General features: G+C 71.9%; 12 protein-coding genes and 2 pseudogenes. 10 read left to right on the forward strand and 4 right to left on the reverse strand.

Going from position 1 to position 17,721, the window contains the following annotated elements; all coding sequences use genetic code 11:
- The first annotated feature begins 45 nt into the window (after positions 1–45).
- The 9 genes and pseudogenes from Pflav_RS39940 to Pflav_RS39980 all read left to right on the forward strand — a co-directional run bounded on the left by Pflav_RS39940 (position 46) and on the right by Pflav_RS39980 (position 12,346).
- Positions 46–825 carry an electron transfer flavoprotein subunit beta/FixA family protein gene (locus Pflav_RS39940; RefSeq protein ID WP_173041725.1) on the forward strand — a complete coding sequence of 260 codons (780 nt, stop codon included), beginning with the start codon at positions 46–48 and terminating at the stop codon, positions 823–825.
- A 12-nt stretch (positions 826–837) separates the two neighbouring features.
- Entirely contained in the window at positions 838–1,794 is a 957-nt protein-coding gene (locus Pflav_RS39945) for an electron transfer flavoprotein subunit alpha/FixB family protein (RefSeq protein WP_173041726.1), read from the forward strand.
- A 64-nt stretch (positions 1,795–1,858) separates the two neighbouring features.
- Complete coding sequence (locus tag Pflav_RS39950; protein ID WP_173041727.1) at positions 1,859–3,022, forward strand: cysteine desulfurase family protein; 1,164 nt, start codon at positions 1,859–1,861, stop codon at positions 3,020–3,022.
- Positions 3,023–3,325: 303 nt separating this feature from the next.
- Positions 3,326–4,636: a peptidoglycan-binding protein gene (locus Pflav_RS39955; RefSeq protein ID WP_173041728.1), complete on the forward strand. Its 1,311-nt coding sequence runs from the start codon at positions 3,326–3,328 to the stop codon at positions 4,634–4,636.
- Between the two features lie 5 nt (positions 4,637–4,641).
- Positions 4,642–5,892: an ABC transporter permease gene (locus tag Pflav_RS39960; protein ID WP_173041729.1), complete on the forward strand. Its 1,251-nt coding sequence runs from the start codon at positions 4,642–4,644 to the stop codon at positions 5,890–5,892.
- Positions 5,893–5,937: 45 nt separating this feature from the next.
- Positions 5,938–7,017: a tRNA 2-thiouridine(34) synthase MnmA gene (gene mnmA / locus Pflav_RS39965; protein WP_180201302.1), complete on the forward strand. Its 1,080-nt coding sequence runs from the start codon at positions 5,938–5,940 to the stop codon at positions 7,015–7,017.
- Positions 7,010–7,980: pseudogene (locus tag Pflav_RS39970) on the forward strand (uroporphyrinogen decarboxylase/cobalamine-independent methonine synthase family protein). The gene mnmA and the pseudogene Pflav_RS39970 overlap by 8 nt, the downstream one beginning before the upstream one ends.
- Positions 7,981–8,019: 39 nt before the next feature.
- Positions 8,020–10,146, forward strand: a complete 2,127-nt coding sequence (ligA, locus tag Pflav_RS39975; protein ID WP_173041730.1) for an NAD-dependent DNA ligase LigA — start codon at positions 8,020–8,022, stop codon at positions 10,144–10,146.
- 125 nt (positions 10,147–10,271) lie between these two features.
- Positions 10,272–12,346: pseudogene (locus Pflav_RS39980) on the forward strand (putative bifunctional diguanylate cyclase/phosphodiesterase).
- 92 nt (positions 12,347–12,438) lie between these two features.
- Here the strand turns inward: Pflav_RS39980 and Pflav_RS39985 are convergent.
- From Pflav_RS39985 to Pflav_RS40000, 4 genes are all read right to left on the reverse strand, one after another.
- Positions 12,439–13,236, reverse strand: a complete 798-nt coding sequence (locus tag Pflav_RS39985; protein ID WP_232072477.1) for an NlpC/P60 family protein — start codon at positions 13,234–13,236, stop codon at positions 12,439–12,441.
- A 193-nt stretch (positions 13,237–13,429) separates the two neighbouring features.
- Positions 13,430–13,921 carry a poly-gamma-glutamate biosynthesis protein PgsC/CapC gene (locus tag Pflav_RS39990; protein ID WP_232072478.1) on the reverse strand — a complete coding sequence of 164 codons (492 nt, stop codon included), beginning with the start codon at positions 13,919–13,921 and terminating at the stop codon, positions 13,430–13,432.
- Positions 13,918–15,096 (reverse strand): poly-gamma-glutamate synthase PgsB, encoded by a 1,179-nt coding sequence (pgsB, locus tag Pflav_RS39995; protein ID WP_173041732.1) that lies wholly within the window; start codon positions 15,094–15,096, stop codon positions 13,918–13,920. The genes Pflav_RS39990 and pgsB overlap by 4 nt, the downstream gene beginning before the upstream one ends.
- 1 nt (position 15,097) lies before the next feature.
- Positions 15,098–17,242 (reverse strand): HAMP domain-containing protein, encoded by a 2,145-nt coding sequence (locus tag Pflav_RS40000; protein ID WP_173041733.1) that lies wholly within the window; start codon positions 17,240–17,242, stop codon positions 15,098–15,100.
- Between the two features lie 177 nt (positions 17,243–17,419).
- Here Pflav_RS40000 and gatC point away from each other — a divergent pair, with 177 nt between their 5' ends.
- Positions 17,420–17,719, forward strand: a complete 300-nt coding sequence (gene gatC / locus Pflav_RS40005) for an Asp-tRNA(Asn)/Glu-tRNA(Gln) amidotransferase subunit GatC (protein ID WP_173041734.1) — start codon at positions 17,420–17,422, stop codon at positions 17,717–17,719.
- Positions 17,720–17,721: the final 2 nt, after the last annotated feature.

The raw sequence follows: 17,721 nt of genomic DNA on the forward strand, positions 1-17,721 counted from the left end.
TACCTTTAACGTGCGTTAAGCCAAGCAGGAGGTCCTGGAAGCGCGATGAACATCGTCGTACTCGTCAAGCAGGTGCCCGACTCCAGCGCGGAGCGTTCACTGCGTGCTGACGACAATACGGTCGACCGTGGGTCGGCGAGCAATGTCATCAATGAGATGGACGAGTACGCCATTGAGGAGGCGTTGCGGATCCAGGAGGCACACGGCGGCGAGGTCACGATCCTGACCATGGGGCCGGCGAGCGCGTCCGAGTCGATCCGCAAGGCGCTGTCGATGGGCCCGGACCGGGCTGTGCACGTTCTGGACGACGCGTTGCACGGCTCGTGCGCGCTGTCCACGTCGAAGGTGTTGGCGGCCGCGCTCGGCACGCTGAGCGCCGACCTGGTGCTCTGCGGTGCGGAGTCGACGGACGGCCGGGTGCAGGTGATGCCGCACATGCTGGCCGAGCGGATGGGTGTGGCCGCGCTGACCGGTGCGCGCAAGCTCACCGTCGAGGGGACCGCGCTGACGATCGAGCGGCAGACCGACGAGGGGTACGAGGTGGTCGCCGCCACGACGCCGGCGATCGTCTCGGTCTGGGACACGATCAACGAGCCGCGGTACCCGTCGTTCAAGGGGATCATGGCGGCGAAGAAGAAGCCGGTGCAGACGCTGTCGCTGGCCGACCTGGGCGTCGCGGCGAGCGAGGTGGGCGCCGAGGGTGCCAGCTCCGCCGTCGTGGAGCAGCACAAGCGGCCGCCGCGGGCCGGCGGGCAGAAGATCAACGACGAGGGCGACGGCGGCGCGAAGCTCGTCGAGTTCCTCGCGTCCGAGAAGTTCGTCTGAGGAGGCGCTCAAATGGCTGAGGTTCTGGTCGTCGTCGAGCACTCCGGCGGCGAGGTCAAGAAGGTCACCCTGGAGATGCTCACGCTCGCCCGCGAGCTGGGCACCCCGGCCGCGGTCGTGCTCGGCGGCCCCGGTGTCGCCGCCCCGCTGCTGGACCGGCTGGGCGAGTACGGCGCCGCGAAGGTGTACGCGGGCGAGAGTGCGGACCTGGATGGGTACCTTGTCGCGCCGAAGGCGGCCGTGCTGGCCGACCTGGTGCGGCAGGGGCAGCCGGCGGCGGTGCTGCTCGGCTCCACCCAGGAGGGCAAGGAGATCGCCGGCCGGCTGGCGGTGAAGCTGGACAACGGGCTGCTCGCCGACGTCTCCGCCCTGGATGGTCAGGGTGTGGCGACGCAGACCGTGTTCGCCGGCTCCACGATCGTGAAGTCCCAGGTGACCCGCGGGCTGCCGCTGGCCACCGTGCGTCCGAACTCGCTGTCTCCCGTACCGGCGCCGGCCACCGCCGAGGTGGTGCCGCTGGAGGTCGCGGTGGACGACACCGCGAAGCTGGCCCGCGTGGTCGAGCGCAAGGTAGAGCCGAAGGGGGCCCGGCCGGAGCTGACCGAGGCGTCGGTGGTCATCTCCGGCGGCCGAGGCGTGGGCAACGCGGACAACTTCAAGCTTGTCGAGGAGCTGGCTGACCTGCTCGGCGGCGCGGTGGGCGCGTCCCGGGCCGCGGTGGACTCCGGCTTCTACCCGCACCAGTTCCAGGTCGGGCAGACCGGCAAGACCGTGTCGCCGCAGCTGTACGTGGCGCTGGGCATCTCCGGCGCGATCCAGCACCGCGCCGGCATGCAGACCTCCAAGACGATCGTCGCGGTCAACAAGGACGCCGAGGCGCCGATCTTCGAGCTGGCGGACTTCGGCGTGGTCGGCGACCTGTTCAAGGTCGTCCCGCAGGCCGCCGAGGAGATCCGCAAGCGTAAATAAGGCGGGGAAGTGTCACATGCCGGGCCGGGGATGACCCCGGCCCGGCGCATTAGGCTGATACGCGATGGCCTACATGGATCACGCCGCGACCACGCCGATGCTCGGCGAGGCGATCGAGGCGTACGTCGCCGCCGCTCGCGAGGTCGGGAATGCCTCGTCGCTGCACGCGCCCGGCCGGCGAGCCCGCCGCACGGTCGAGGAGTCGCGGGAGCGGATCGCCGCCGCGCTCGGCGCCCGCCCGTCCGAGGTGATCTTCACGGGCAGCGGTACCGAGAGCGACAACCTCGCGGTCAAGGGCATCCACTGGGCGCGCCGAGACACGGCCGCCGGCCGTAACCGGGTCATCGCCAGCGCGGTCGAGCACCACGCCGTGCTCGACTCGGTGGGCTGGCTCGAGCAGCACGAGGGCGCCGAGGTCACCTGGCTCGAGGTGGACCCGCTCGGGCGGGTGCCGGTGGAGGCGCTGCGCTCCGCCTTGGCCGAGGCCGCCGACGAGATCACCGTCGTGACCGCGATGTGGGCCAACAACGAGGTGGGCACGCTCCAGCCGGTGGCCGCGCTGGCCGAGCTGGCCGCAGCGGCCGGTGTGCCCTTCCACACGGACGCGGTGCAGGCGGTCGGCCAGGTGCCGGTCGACTTCGCGGCCAGCGGGGCGGCGGCGCTCAGCATCAGCGGCCACAAGCTCGGCGGCCCCACCGGCGTGGGCGCGCTGCTGCTCGGCCGGGACGTCGCCTGCACCCCGCTGCTGCACGGCGGCGGCCAGGAGCGCGACGTACGGTCGGGCACGCTGGACGTACCGGCCATCGCGGCCTTCGCGGTCGCGGTCGAGACCGCGGTGAAGACCCAGCAGGAGACCGCGAGCCGGCTCAGCGCCCTCCGCGACGACCTTGTCTCCCGGGTACGGCACGCGGTGCCCGACGCCATCTACAACGGCGATCCGGCCGACCGGCTGCCCGGTAACGCGCACCTGTCGTTCCCCGGCTGCGAGGGCGACGCGCTGCTGCTCCTGCTCGACGCTCAGGGCATCGCCTGCTCCACGGGCTCGGCCTGCTCGGCGGGGGTTGCGCAGCCGTCGCACGTGCTGCTCGCGATGGGCGCTGACGACGACCGCGCGCGCTCGTCCCTCCGCTTCACGCTCGGCCACACCTCCACGCCGGCCGACGTCGACGCGCTTGTCGCTGCCCTCCCCGGTGCGGTCGAGCGGGCGAGGCGCGCCGCCGCCCGCTGACGCCCGTCGGGCCTCCCCGCGAAGATCGTCCGCGACAGGAATTGCCGAGTCATTACAAACAACTGCGGACACTGCAATGCGCTGCTAGCCTGACACTCGCGTAATCGATGGGAGCGGGTCGCAACTCGCCGTTCAGGTGGCGCAAATTGATATCGCGCGCGCCGACCCGCCAAATGTGAATGCGCAAACGGGAAATCGGGTGCTGTCTCTACGTGTACAGCCGCGCTGACCTGGGCTTCGTGGGTAGGGGAAACTGGATCGCCGCCGCGAAGATCGACGTCGTCTCTAGCAGGAGAACGCAGCATGGTTTTCCGTCGCCGCACCACTGAGGAGCGGGCCGAATCGTCACCATTGGCCCAGCGGAAGCGCAAGTTGATGGTGATTCTGGCGGTCGCGGTCCTGGTGTCGACCGGCGGGCTGATCGCGTCGACTCAAGTGAAGTCGCCGGCACAGCTGGCGGCGGAGACCGACGAGCCTGAGCCGAGCCTGCTGACCGCCGAGGTCGAGCACAAAGTGCTCGCCAGCACGCTCGTCGTGTCGGGCAGCTTCAGCGGGGGACGGCAGCTCAAGTTCACGCCCGCCGCGGTCGCCGCCACGGACAACGCGCCGGGCGCCAGCGCGCTTGTCCTCACCGCCGTACACACCAAGAGCGGCGCCCAGGTGACCGCCGGCAAGGTGCTCGTCGAGGTTTCCGAACGCCCGGTGTTCGCGCTACCGGGGCAGTTCCCCGCGTACCGCGACCTGGCGCCAGGGCTGACCGGCAAGGACGTGGCCCAGCTCCAGAGCGCGCTCGACGACCTCGGCTACGACAGCGGGGATCCGGACGGGCACTTCGGGGTCAGCACCACGAACGCGGTCAAACGGTTCTACCGCGACCTTGGATACCCGGTACCGGTCGCCGGTGAGGACGACGCTGCCGAGCCGATCGTCCCCATGTCGGAGGTGGTGTTCCTCCCGGCGCTCCCGGCGCGGGTGGCCGCCTTCTCCCTGCGGGTGGGTGACACCGTCGACGACCCGCTCATCACCTTCTCCACCGGTGGGCCGACGCTCGACGCACGGCTCGACCCGGCCGACCAAGCACTTGTGAAGGTCGGTATGAAGGCGACCGTCGACTCCGAGACCACCGGATTCACCGGCGCGGGCACCGTCGAGAGCATCGGAGCGAAGACCGACGCGGAGGACGGGGAGACCGCGTACATCCCGCTGCGGATCGCCCCCGCCAAGCCGTGGCCGCGCGACCTCGAGTCCCAGCAGGTACGGGTGACGATCACGACCGCGAGCACGGACGAACCGGTGCTCGCCGTGCCCGAGGCCGCCATCTCGTCGTCCGCGGACGGCCACACCACGGTCACCGTTGTCGAGCCGGACGGTGTCCAGCGGCCTGTCGAGGTCACGCCCGGTCTCTCCGCCGGCGGCATGGTGGAGGTCATGCCGGTCGGGGCCGATCTGAAGCCCGGCAGCGCCGTGGTGACCGGCGAGGAGCAGCCGCCCGCCGAAGCGGAGACAGAGCCCACTGACGAGGCGGAGCCCAGCGAGGAGCCCGACGAGCCCGAGGAGCCCGAGTCCAGCGAGGAGGCCGACGAGCCGGATCCCAGCGAAAGCGCGGGCGGGTGAGTCCGATGGCGTCAGACCGTACCCGTCGGTCCGTCCTGTACCTGCGCGGCCTCGCGGCCGAGGCCCTCGCGGGAATCGTGCGGCGCCCAGGCCGATCCGCGCTCGCCGCCCTCGGCACCGTGCTCGGCGTCGGCGCGTCCGTGGCCGTACTCGGGCTGACCTCGACCGCGAACGGCCAGATCAGCAAGACGTTCGACGAGCTGACGGCCACGACGGTCGTCGTGACCGACGCTGGCGACGGCAGGGCACACAACCAGGACAACCCGGCGCGGGTCAGCTTTCCGGCCGACGCCGACCACAAGATCGCCGGGCTGAACGGGGCCGTGGCGGGCGGCGTCTTCTGGACGGTGCCGCTCGCCCATCCGGTGATCGGCGCCTCGCCAGTGGTCGGTGCCACCTCCGCCGCCAACGCCAGCGACCTGCCGGTGTACGCCGCATCCGCCGGCCTCCTCACCGCGGCGGGCCCGTTGCTGCGAAGCGGCTCCCTCTTCAACGCCTTCCACGACGAGCGCGGCGAGCGGGTGGCGGTGCTCGGTGCGGATGCGGCCACGCGGCTGGGGATCAGCCAGGTCGTCAACCGGCCCGCCGTCTTCATCAACGGCACGGCGTTCACGGTGGTGGGCATCGTCGAGGACACGGCGCGCGTACCCGAACTGCTGCTCGGCGTCATCCTGCCGCGCGGCACGGCCGAGCGCCTGTACCCGGCGCCGGACCCGGCGGTCAGCCCGGCCCAGATGGTGATCGAGACTCAGATGGGCGCGGCCCAGCTCATCGCCCGCCAGACGCCGGTCGCCCTGCGTCCCGACAATCCGCAGTTTCTGCGGGCCGAGCCACCGCCGGATCCGCGCACCATGCGGGACAGCGTGAAGACCGACGGGTCCGCGCTGTTCCTCCTCCTCGCGGCCATCTGCCTCGTGATCGGCGCGGCCGGGATCGCCGGCACCACGCTCGTCGCGACCTGGGAGCGGGTCGGCGAGATCGGACTGCGCCGCGCCCTCGGTGCGCGGCGGCGGCATGTCACCGCCCAGTTCCTCACCGAGGCCGCCGCGCTTGGCGCGCTCGGCGGCGTGATCGGGACCGCGCTCGGCGTCGCCACCGTCGTACTCGTCGCGGTGGTGAACCAATGGACCGCCGTCCTCGACCCGATGACCGTTCTGCCCGCACCGCTCGTCGGCGCCGCCACCGGGCTGCTCGCCGGCTGCTACCCAGCCCTGCGAGCCGCCACCGTCAACCCCGTGGAGGCCCTACGCCGTTAGCGGGCGCCGCCTCCACTTGGTGGACGAGGAGGTTACGGTTGTCGGGTGAGAGTCCTGGCCGCGATGTCCGGCGGGGTCGACTCGGCGGTGGCGGCCGCGCGGGCGGTCGACGCCGGGCACGACGTCACCGGCGTGCACCTGGCGCTGGCGCGCAACCCGCAGACGTACCGTTCCGGCGCCCGCGGGTGCTGCACGCTCGAAGACGCCCGGGACGCCCGGCGGGCCGCCGACGTGATCGGCATCCCCTTCTACGTGTGGGACATGGCCGACCGCTTCCACGAGGACGTGGTCGACGACTTCGTCGCCGAGTACGCGGCGGGCCGTACCCCGAATCCCTGCCTGCGCTGCAACGAAAAGATCAAGTTTGCCGCGGTGCTCGACCGGGCCGTGGCCCTGGGGTTCGACGCGGTCGTGACCGGCCACCACGCGCGGCTCGGTGGCGACGGCCTGCTGCGGCGCAGCGTCGACCTGCCCAAGGACCAGTCGTACGTGCTTGCCGTGCTCCGCCGCGACCAGCTCGACCGCTCGCTCTTCCCCCTCGGCGACTCGACAAAGGCGCAGGTGCGCGCCGAGGCGGCCGAGCGCGGGCTGGCCGTGGCGGACAAGCCGGACTCGCATGACATCTGCTTCATCGCCGACGGTGACACCCGCCGCTTCCTCGCCGAGCGGCTGGGCGAGTCGCCCGGCGACATCGTGGACGCGCGGACCGGTGCGGTGTTGGGCGCGCACAGCGGGGCGTACGCGTACACGGTGGGCCAGCGCCGCGGCCTCGCCCTCCGCGAGCCGGCGCCGGACGGGCGGCCGCGCTATGTGCTGTCGATCACGCCGGTCACCAACACCGTGACCGTCGGCTCGGTCGACATGCTGGACGTCTCCGAGGTGGCCGCAGACCGTCCGGTGTGGACCGGCGGGCCGGCGCCGGACGGGCCGTTCGAGTGCGACGTGCAGCTGCGCGCGCACGGCGAGGTCGTGCCCGCGACGGTGGAGCTGGCCGGCGGGCGGATGCTCGCCTCGCTGCGCCGCCCCGCGCGGGGCGTGGCGGCCGGACAGGCGCTTGTGGCGTACCGGCCGGACCCCGCTGGCGACATCGTGCTCGGGTCCGCGACGATTGGCAGCCGTGACTGACTTTCCCTGGCCGCGCGGTTCGGCGACGGGCATCGGCTCGCTGCCCGGCACCGACATCGCCGAGGCGCAGAAGATCGTGCTCGGGGAGCTGCCCGACCTCCCGCACCTGCCCGAGCTGCCGGCTCGCGGCCCGGGCGCGGACATCATCGGGCGGGGTGCGGCGTTCCTGGTCGAGCTGCCCGTCGAGCTGTACGCGGCCCGCTGGCGGGTGGCCGCCCGCCCCGGCCGCGACCACCGCCGCGCGCTCGACCTGCTCGAACGCGACCTCGACCAGATGACCGAGCAGGCCGGGGAGTTCGGCGGGACGTTCAAGGTGCAGGCGGCTGGCCCGCTCACGCTCGCCGCCAGCATCGACCTGGCGCTCGGCGGCCGCATCCTGCGCGACCACGGGCGGTACGCGACCTGAGCGAGTCGCTCGCCGAGGGGCTGCGCGCGCACGTGGCCGACGTACGCCGCCGGCTGCCCGCCGCCACCGTGCTGCTCCAGCTGGACGAGCCGTCGCTGCCCTCCGCGCTCGCCGGGCGGATCGCGACGGACAGCGGGCTGTACACGTACCGCTCGATCGAGTCGTCCACCGCCAGCTCACTGCTGCGCACGGTCGTGGAAGCGGCCGGGGTGCCGGTCGTGCTGCATTGCTGCGCGCCGGACGTACCCCTCGACGTGGTGCGCGCGAGCGGAGCGGCCGCGGTCGCGCTCGACTTGTCGCTCCTGAAGCAGCTCGACCCACTCGGCGAGGCGATCGACGCCGGGCTGGGCCTCTTCGCCGGCTCCGGGCAGACCACCTCGACGGCCGTCGCCGACCAGGTGCGCGGCGTGTGGCGGCAGCTGGGCTTCCCGGACCAGCGGCTGCCCGACCAGGTGGTGGTGACGCCAGCCTGCGGCCTGGCCGGCTCCTCGCCCGCCGACGCCCGCCGAGTGCTGACCGCGATCCGCGAAGCCTCGCAACGCCTACAAGAGGTCTAGACACCAGTAGCCGTCGTACCCAGCGGTTACGGTGCATAGGTGTCTGAGGAAGTCATCGCGCAGCAGGTCACTCCCGAGCAGGTCGCGGCGGCTGGCAAAGAGCCGCCGGCCGATGTCCGCGAGCGCCACGCCGCGCTCGCCGCCGAGCTGTCCGACCATCAGTACCGGTACTACGTGCTCGACGCGCCCACGATCTCGGACGCGGAGTTCGACCGGCTGCTGCGCGAGCTCGAGGCGCTGGAGGAGGAGTTTCCCGCGCTTCGCACTCCCGACTCGCCGACCCAGCGGGTGGGCGGCACCTTTTCCACGCAGTTCACGGCGGTGGAGCACGCCGAGCGGATGATGTCGCTGGACAACGCGTTCGACGACGAGGAGCTCTCCGCGTGGGCCGAGCGGGTCGAGCGGGACGCCGGCGGTCCGGTGCCCTACCTGTGCGAGCTCAAGGTTGACGGGCTGGCGATCAACCTTACGTACGAGAAGGGTCGTCTCGTGCGCGCCGCCACCCGTGGCGACGGGCGCACCGGCGAAGACGTGACCCCCAACGTGCGCACCATCCGCGACGTGCCCGAGCGGCTCGCTGGCGACGAGGTGCCCGACTTCGTGGAGGTGCGCGGCGAGGTCTACTTTCCGGTTTCCGCGTTCGGCGACCTCAACGCGGGCCTTGTCGAGCAGGGCAAGGCGCCGTTCGCCAACCCGCGCAACGCCGCCGCCGGCAGCCTCCGCCAGAAGGACCCCCGGATCACCGCGTCCCGCGGCCTCCGCATGGTGGTGCACGGCATCGGCGCGCGGCGCGGCTTCCAGCCGCCGGCGCAGAGCGCGGCCTACGAGGTGATGAAGGGCTGGGGGCTGCCGGTCAGCGAGCGGTGGCAGGTCAAGCCCGACATGGATGGGGTCCGGGAGTACATCGGGTATTACCGGGAGCACCGTCACGACGTCGAGCACGAGATCGACGGGGTGGTGGTCAAGGTCGACCCGGTGAGCATCCAGGGCCGGCTCGGCTCGACGAGTAGGGCGCCACGCTGGGCGATCGCGTTCAAGTACCCGCCTGAGGAGGTCAACACCAAGCTGCTCGACATCCGCGTCAACGTGGGGCGCACCGGGCGGGTCACGCCGTTCGCGGTGCTGGAGCCGGTCCGGGTGGCCGGCTCGACGGTCGCGCTGGCCACGCTGCACAATGCCCGCGAGGTCGAGCGCAAGGGCGTGCTGATCGGCGACACCGTGGTGCTCCGCAAGGCCGGCGACGTGATCCCCGAGGTGCTGGGTCCGGTCATGGAGCTGCGGCCCGACGACGCTCGCCGGTTCGAGATGCCGGAGCGGTGCCCCGAGTGCGGTTCGCCGCTCGCGCCGGCCAAAGAGGGCGACATCGACATCCGCTGCCCCAACAACCGCTCGTGCCCCGCGCAGCTGCGGGAGCGGGTGTTCCACCTGGCTGGGCGGGGCGCGCTGGACATCGAGGTGCTGGGCTACAAGGCCGCGGTCGCGCTGCTGGAGTCCGGCATCATCCACGACGAGGGCGACCTGTTCAGGCTGACCGCCGACGACCTGCGCCGGTCAGACTTCTTCGTCAACAAGGACGGCTCGCTCGGCAGCAACGCCGCCAAGCTGCTGGAAAACCTCGACGAGGCGAAGGAGCGGCCGCTGTGGCGGGTGCTCGTCGCGCTCTCCGTCCGGCACGTCGGGCCCACCGCCGCGCAGGCGCTGGCCCGGCACTTCCGCTCGATGGACGCGATCGAGAAGGCGTCGCTGGAGGAGCTCTCCGGGGTCGAGGGCGTGGGGCCGACGATCGCCGAGAGCCTGCACGAGTGGTTCACCGTCGACTGGCATCGCGAGTTGGTGGACAAGTGGCGGCGGGCCGGCGTGCGGATGATGGAGGAGCAGGTCGACGAGGGTCCGCGGCCGCTTGAAGGGATCACGGTCGTGGTGACCGGCACGCTGGCGACGTACTCGCGCGACCAGGCCACTGAAGAGATCGCTACGCGCGGCGGCAAGGTGAGCGGTTCGGTATCAAAGAAGACCGGTTTTGTGGTCGTCGGCGATAATCCAGGTTCAAAATACGACAAGGCGGTATCGCTGAAGGTGCCGGTGCTCGACGAGGCCGGGTTCGACGTGCTGCTTGAGCAGGGGCCGGAGGCCGCGCGGGAGGTAGCACAGAGCGTCGATGAATAACGGCGCGACCCACTCGCGTATCTCAACTTAGTCACGACTGTCGGGGATTAGTCCTTGCTCGGCGTGCTACCCGACCTATCGTGGTGAGCGGTCCATGCGCAGGCGCGATGGCGGGGGAGGATTGTATGGAGGCCGCAGCCTCGCGGAACTCCGTTTCCCCCGAGCGGGCTCGCCCATTCTTCACATTCGTATTGGCGGTCATCACAGCGGCCGTCCTTGTGTCGACTCTCCCGCTGGCCCGGCTGCCAGGGCAGTTGCCCGACCTTCCGGCGGCGTTCTGGGTGATGGCCGGGCTGGCGACGCTTGTCGACGCGCGCCCGTTCACCCCGCCGGGGCGACGGCAGAGCTCGGCGGTCTTCCCGTCCACATGCTTCACATTTGCGATCATGCTGGGCTGGGGCTGGCGCCCGCGGTGGCCGTGCAGGCCGTGGCGGTGGTGGTCTCCTCGTGGCGCATGCGGCACGCCTGGTGGCGGGCCGCGTTCAACATCGCGCAGTACGCGCTCGCCCTCTCCGCCGCGTACGCGGTGAGCCGCCTCGCCGACCTCGACCGGATCGGCTGGTTCGACGTGGGGGTCGTGGCCGCCGCGGCGGCGGCCTGGTTCCTGGTCAAGTACGGCTCGGTCACGGTCGCGGTGCGCCTGCTCTTCGGCGGCCGGTGGTGGGTCATGTTCCGCCAGGGCCTGCCCTTCGAGCTGCTCTCGATCGGCGCGTTGCTGCTGCTCAGCCCGGTGATGCTGGCCGCCGCCCAGACGAGCGCGGCGCTGATCCCCCTGGCGTTGGTGCCGCTCTACGCCGTGTACCGGATGGCCCGCCTCTCCGCCGAGCAGGAGGAGCTCTCCCGCCTCGACCCGCTCACCGGCCTGGCCAACCGCAAGGGGCTGCTCGGCGATGTGGCCGACCAGCTGCCCGCGCACGCCCAGCGGCACGCCAAGGGCGCGGCCGACCGGCACCTGGCGCTGCTGGTGCTCGACCTCGACAGGTTCAAGCACGTCAACGACGCGCTCGGGCACGCGGTCGGCGACCGGCTGCTCGTCGAGGTGGGCGGCCGCCTCACCGGCGCGGTACGCCCCGGCGACGTTGTCGCGCGGCTCGGCGGTGACGAGTTCGCGATCCTGGCACCGCGCCTGACCAGCGTCGACGACGCCCGCGACCTTGCCTTGCGGGTGGTGGCGGCGCTGGCCGAGCCGGTCGCGCTGGACGGGCTGCCGCTCGACGTGTCCGGCTCGATGGGCATCGCCGTCTACCCCGCGCACGGCGAGGACTTCGCCACCCTGCTGCGGCACGCCGACGTGGCGATGTACGACGCCAAGCACCGCGGCGACACCATCACCGTCTACGCGCCCGAGTCCGACCACAACTCGCCAGAGCGGCTCAGCCTGCTCGCCGACCTGCGGCGCGCACTCGACGGTGGCTCGGTCTCGGAGTACCGCCAGATCAACATGTACTACCAGCCGCAGGTCGCGATCGAGACCGGCGAGGTGGTGGGCGTCGAGGCGCTGCTGCGGTGGAAGCACCCGCGGCACGGGATGGTCGACCCCGAGGAGCTGATCAAGGTGGCCGAGCAGAGCGCGGTGATGCGGCTGCTCACCCGGCGGGTCGTCGACGACGTGGTGGAGCAGGTCGCCAAGTGGAATGCGGCCGGCCTCAACCTGCGCGCCGCGCTCAACGTCAGCGTCCGCGACCTGCACGACGGCGAGATCGCCGACCAGATCGCGGACCGCCTCGCCCGGTATGCCCTGCCCGCCGACCGTCTCCAGCTGGAAATCACCGAGGGCGCGCTGATGGCCGACCCCCGCCGGGTGCTCGCCACCATCGCCCGCCTCGACAAGATCGGGGTGGCGATCGCGCTCGACGACTTCGGCACCGGCTACTCGTCCATGCAGCACCTGCGCCGCCTGCCGCTCGCCGAGGTCAAGGTCGACCGCTCGTTCGTCCTGGGCATGGCCACCGACGCCGACGACGCCGCCATCGTCCGCTCGGTGATCGAGCTGGCCGGCGCGCTCGGCCTCCGCGTGGTCGCCGAGGGCGTGGAGGACGAACGCACCTGGCGCCTCCTCCACGCGGCCGGCTGCCACGTGGCGCAGGGCTGGTTCTACGCCCGGCCCATGCCCGCCGACGAGCTTGTCACCTGGCTCTCCCGCTACCGCGCCGTCACTCCGCAACGGCCCGAGATCGGGCGCCACCACAGAGATTCCTGAGCTACCGCGACGTCCGCGGTGGTCCGGACCGCTGCTCCCGCGGCCTCACCCTGCGCGGTTCACAATCCCGGCCGGACGGCCGGGCGGCGGGGTCAGATGCGGCGGGCGGTGCGGAAGCGGACCCCGTAGTGGCCGGAGCCGTCCAGCAGGGAGTCGCCGCCGGTGTCGCCGAGGGTGGGACCGTCGGCCTTGGTGCGGCTGCTGATGAAGCGGTGCCGGCCGTCGCTGTCCACTCCCAGGTACATGCCCATGTGCTCGATGTGGTCGTTCAGGACCGGGCCGCCGTTGAAGAAGACCAGGTCACCGGCGTTGAGGCGTTCGTACTCGCGGGCCTGGGTGCCGCGGTTGGGCATCAGCTCGGCGCCCGGGCCGAACTTGGCGATCGCGTACGCGCGGCGAGGCAGTCCCGTCCCTGGGGTGTTGGTGCCGCGCAGGGGGTAGCCCATGCGGTAGCCGTACACCATGCGGAGGAAGCCGGAGCAGTCGAGGCTGCGTATGTGGTCGGGGTCGGGGCGTTCGTTCTTGCCGTCCGGAAACTCCCAGTCGATACCGAGGTAGTCGTAGAAGTCGGAACGTTCCGCACGGCCGTCCGGATCTGTGTTGGAGAGCGGGCCGAACGAGGCGTCGCGCTTGCCCCCCTCCACGTACTCCATCGCGATCGCCAGGGCGTCCGGGCTGCGGTCGGCCAGCGCCTCCTCCAGCCACGGGCGGACCCAGGTCTGGCCCTCCTCGCCCTTCTTCCAGGGGCGTGGCGCCAGGCGTATCCAGGCGTCTGTGGTGACCGTGGCGGCGGTGTGCGTCTCCTCGGCGAGCGTGCGGCTCGGGCCGGTGAGGCGTACCGTGCGGGCCTTGTCGGTGAAGACCGCCAGGGTCTTGCCCGCGCTGTCCACGACGAGCGTGCGCGGGGGTCGCTCACCCGCTCGAACTCGAGCTCTTCGACCGGGGGCGCGGAGACGAAGTCCTGCGCGGGAGCGGCCGCGGGCGCCGCCGGTCCCTCGCCTCTCTGGCACCCGGCGACACCCCCCGCGAGCAGCGCGATGACGACCACGCCGGTCAAACCCCGATGCATCGACACACTCCCTCCTACGTCACCGGCACGAGGCCGGTAAGGATGCCGCTGATCACCACGCCGTAGGTGGCCGCCGAGACGACCGTTGTCGCGAGGATTGTCGCGCCTTTGGGTTGGCGGATCAGCTGGTACGCGATGAGGCCCGGCGCCACGAAGCCGAGCGTCTGGTGAGCGAAGAGCAGCGGCACGTCGCGCTGGATGATGAGGAACGCGGTCACCTGGAGCAGCACGCTCAGCAGCACGACGGCGGCGAAGAGGCGCTTGCCGTACAGGATGACGATGCGCTGTAGCACCTTCATGAGCAGGAAGGTCACCACCGTCATCACGACCATCACGAAGGCCTGAAGGTGGTCCTCCACCATGGCGAGCGCCATCCAGCCCGGCGTGATCATGCCGCCGGGGGAGAGGTTGGTGGTGAGGTAGCAGATCAGCGCGAAGATCAGCCCCACGCCGAGGCACATTGTCGCGAGCTGCGGGCTCAGCTCGCCGCCGGGGAGGAACGTCACTGCACACCCCTCAGCCTGGCCAGCTCATCGAGCAGCACCTCGCCTTGCCCGTGGATGTTGCCGACCGCGACCACCGAGGCGGTGCCCCGCACCTGGCCCAGCAGGGCGTCGAGCATCGCGCCGGGGCGTTGGCGCCCGCCGAGGTCGAGTACGCGGCCCTGCCACCGTTCCGGGATCTTCGACAGCGCGCTGCGGGTCGGCTCGCCGATCAGCAGTACGCGGTCCGGGTCCAGCCGTGGCACAAGCGCTCCCATCTGCCCGTTGCGCTCGACCCGGTCCGGCCGGCAGTTGATGACCAGGTGCACCGGCCGCCGGATCAGCCCCTGCTGGGCGAGCTGGCGCACGTTGAGCAATGTGGACTCCGGGTCGTTGGCCGCGAAGACGTTGGCGAAGCGCAGCCGCCGCCCGTTCGCCTCGTACGTCTCCACGGTCAGCACACCCGGGTCGGGCGGCGCGTCCCACATGCCGACCAGCGCGGCCTGCCGGTCGATGCCCACGAGCCGGGCGACGGCGAGCGCGATCGCGACGTTCTCCTTGAACGTGATCCAGCCGAAGCCCCGCATCTCCTCGTCCGACACGGTCTCGGGGTCGACCGCGACGAGCCGGCACTTCCGCTTGGCCGCCTCCTCTTCGAGGATGTGGAGCCGGTCCCGCTCGGCCGTCACGCAGATACCGCCCACCGGCATCGAGCGGCTCAGCGAGCGGGCCACGTCGTCGAGCGTCGGCCCCATCTCGGCGAGGTGGTCCTCGCGTACGTTGCACAGCACGCCGATCGTCGACTTGATCAGCTTCTGCTGGTTGATCTCCTGGAGCGCCGGCATCACCGCCATGCACTCCATGACCAGCGCGTCCGGGTGGAACATAGCGGCGCGCCGCACGATGCCGATCTGCTCGACCACGTTCGCGATGCCGAACTTGCGGTAGATCGGCTCCTCGCTCCCATCGGTGAAGATGAAGCGCGCCGCCGTGCCAGTGGTCTTCGCGACGACCGTGAGCCCGCCGCCGCGCAGCGCGCCCGCGCAGAGGCGGGTGATCGAGCTCTTGCCGCGGATGCCGTTGACCAGGATGCGCGTCGGGATCTTGCGCAGGTTGGCGTCGTGGCCGCGCTGCTCGATGATGCCCGCGACCAGCAGCACGAGGCAGCAGGCGGCGAAGACGCCGTACAGGAAGAGCACCTCAGCGCCTCCCCGCGCGGCGGGCACCGGACTTGCGGCCGTCGGGACGGCGGCGGAGGACGACGGTGGGCGGCGCCGTGTTGCCGCGCAGCCGTTCGGCGCCGCCGAGGCGGGCCGGGCCGTCCACCCGTACCTGCCGGCAGATCTCCAGGCAGCTCGCGATCGCGCCGATCTCGTCGGGGCGGTGCGGGGTGATCACCGTCTTGATGTCGCCGTCGGCCATGCGGTCGGCCGCCGCGGCCAGCCGCCGCAGCGGCAGGATCAGTACGAAGTAGTGCCAGCCCAGCGCGACCACGGCGAGGAAGGCCGCCGCGCCGCCGAGGACCAGGCTCGCGCGGCGGAGGCTGTTGACCGGCAACTCAAGATCACCAACGCCCTGCTCGGCCACCACGGACCAGCGCAGCCCCTTGGTGGAGCCGGGCTCGGCGAGCGGGGTACCGGCGACGAGCGCGCGCCCCGCGACCTTCGCCCCGGTGCGCCCCTGGAGTGCGGAGGTCGCCGCCTCCCGCGCCTCGGCGCCGGCCAGCGGCTGGAACGCCCGGAAGCCCTCGGTGTCGAGGATCGTGCGCAGCTCGGTGTCGACCACGCGTACCCGCCCGTCGGCCCGGCGCAGCACGTCGGCGAGCTGGGGTACGTCGAACTCGACCACCACGCTGTGCCCGTCCGGCCGGAGTGCGTGCGCGTAGATGACCGGCAGCCGCCCGCCGGTGTTCGCCAGGCGCACGCCGCTCTCGCGGGGCAGCTTCTCCGGCTGGCGCAACGGGTCCCGCCCAGCGGTGGCCACGACCCGCCCTTCCGGGTCGGTGACGTAGGCGCCGCGGTACCTGTCGTCGCTCTGTACAAGCTGATCGAGCGCCGGCTTGAGCTGCGCCGGAGCCGTCTGCGCGCCCTGCGCGGCGGCGACCGTGACCTGCCGCAGCCCGCCGTCGAGCGCCTCGCCGAGCGCCACCGTCGCGGCGGTCACCTGGTTTTCGCTGTCCAGCACCACCTGCGCGGGTACCGGCACCGGGCCGTTGGCGAAGGCGTACCCGAGCGCCCCGGACCAGGCGAGGACGATCGCCGGGATGCCGAGCAGCAGCACGACCGCCGGAATCCCCCTGGGGCGGGCGCGGTCATCGAGGGCGGCACCGATGCGCCGTACCTCCGATGGGCCTTTGATCTTGGGTCGTGGACCTGGGTCGCCGCAGGCGTCCGCCTTCGCGCGGGCCAGCAGCCGGCGGACCGGGCGGATCAGCGCGCGGCGCGCCACCAGGTACGCGAGCAGCGCGGCCACGACAAGCCCGGCGGCGGGGAGCAGCCCCTTCCACGGCGAGCCGACGTCGAAGACCGGCGCGGAGACGGTCGAGGCCACCGCGATGCCGAGCGACCCGACCGGCGCGGCCACCACCAGCAGCGCGCTCCCGGGCGGCCCGGCGGTCGAGCGCACGGCCCGCCCCTCGCGGGTCTCGGCGAGCGTCCGCTTGATCACGTCGCCGGCCGGACCGCCCGCGGGTGGTGCGCCCTGCACCACAGTGCTCTCGCCGGTGGGCAGGCCCACGAGCACGGACTGGCCGGAGTTGGGGGCGAGCTTCAGCGGGCGTACGCGCAGCGAGGTCATGCCGGCGAGCAGCCGCCCGTCGGGCAGCGGCGCGACGATCAGCGCGCGCGGCTCTTTGCCCTGGATCAAGGGGGTGACGGTCGTGCGGGGTACGTCCTGCGGCACGTTCGCGACCGGGACCGGCTCGCCGCGCGCGGCGACCGGCCGCCGGCTGCCCGCGTCGAGCACCGCCGCGCCGGCCCAGGCGGTGGCGCCGGCCGCGGCCGTGGTGAGCACCGCGGCCGGGTCGCCGCCGGGCGGCACCTGCTTGGCCGCCGCCTCCATCTCCGCGACGCCGCTGCTCACGGTCGCGTTGAGGCCGCGGGCGAGGCTGGTCACCAGCCGGTCCTGCGAGTCGACCACCGCCTGCGGGATCACCCGTCCGTGGAACATGCCCAGGTAGACGGCGCTCACCACGGCGAGGACGAGCAGCGCGCACAGCAACGCCACGGAGGGTGCGCGCACGCCACTCGGAAACTTCGGTGCCGGCAGTTGCTTGTCCAGTGCGATCCGACGCCACGCGACGAGAGGATCGGCGGCAGGCAGGATCACCTCACGCCGTATGGCCATACCGACTTATACGGGCCGCAACGCCGAGGAGTTCGGTCTATGCGGTCGTTTCCCTGCCGGGGCCCGCTCTCCGCGCGGCGGAGGGTGGCTAACTAAACTCTCTGGGGTCATAAACTCGCTCGGTCACCGGGCGCGTGCCACGCTCGGTTAGCAGACAGACGTTTCGAAGGGGCACTCATGGCCGCCATCTCCCGCGAGGAGGTCGCGCACCTCGCGCGCCTGTCGCGGCTCGCCGTACCCGAGGAGGAGCTCGACCTCTTCGCCGGCCAGCTCGACGTGATCCTCCAGGCGGTCGCCCGGGTTGGCGAGGTCGTGGCCGAGGACATCCCGCCGACCTCACACTCCGTGCCGCTCACCAACGTGCTGCGCGACGACGTGGTGGTGCCCTGCCTCACCCCGGACGAAGCGCTGGCCGCCGCGCCCGACGTGGAAGAGGGCCGGTTCCGCGTACCCCGCATCCTGGAAGAGGAGGCCTGAGC

This window comes from Phytohabitans flavus, assembly GCF_011764545.1.
GTDB lineage: Bacteria > Actinomycetota > Actinomycetes > Mycobacteriales > Micromonosporaceae > Phytohabitans > Phytohabitans flavus.

Excerpts from the sequence above, each read along its gene's own strand:
- Pflav_RS39960 (WP_173041729.1), top strand. The coding sequence starts at position 4,642 with ATGGCGTCAGACCGTACCCGTCGGTCCGTCCTGTACCTGCGCGGCCTC.
- Pflav_RS39950 (WP_173041727.1), top strand. The coding sequence starts at position 1,859 with ATGGCCTACATGGATCACGCCGCGACCACGCCGATGCTCGGCGAGGCG.
- Pflav_RS40000 (WP_173041733.1), bottom strand. The coding sequence starts at position 17,242 with ATGGCCATACGGCGTGAGGTGATCCTGCCTGCCGCCGATCCTCTCGTC.
- Pflav_RS39940 (WP_173041725.1), top strand. The coding sequence starts at position 46 with ATGAACATCGTCGTACTCGTCAAGCAGGTGCCCGACTCCAGCGCGGAG.
- gatC (WP_173041734.1), top strand. The coding sequence starts at position 17,420 with ATGGCCGCCATCTCCCGCGAGGAGGTCGCGCACCTCGCGCGCCTGTCG.
- Pflav_RS39945 (WP_173041726.1), top strand. The coding sequence starts at position 838 with ATGGCTGAGGTTCTGGTCGTCGTCGAGCACTCCGGCGGCGAGGTCAAG.
- Pflav_RS39955 (WP_173041728.1), top strand. The coding sequence starts at position 3,326 with ATGGTTTTCCGTCGCCGCACCACTGAGGAGCGGGCCGAATCGTCACCA.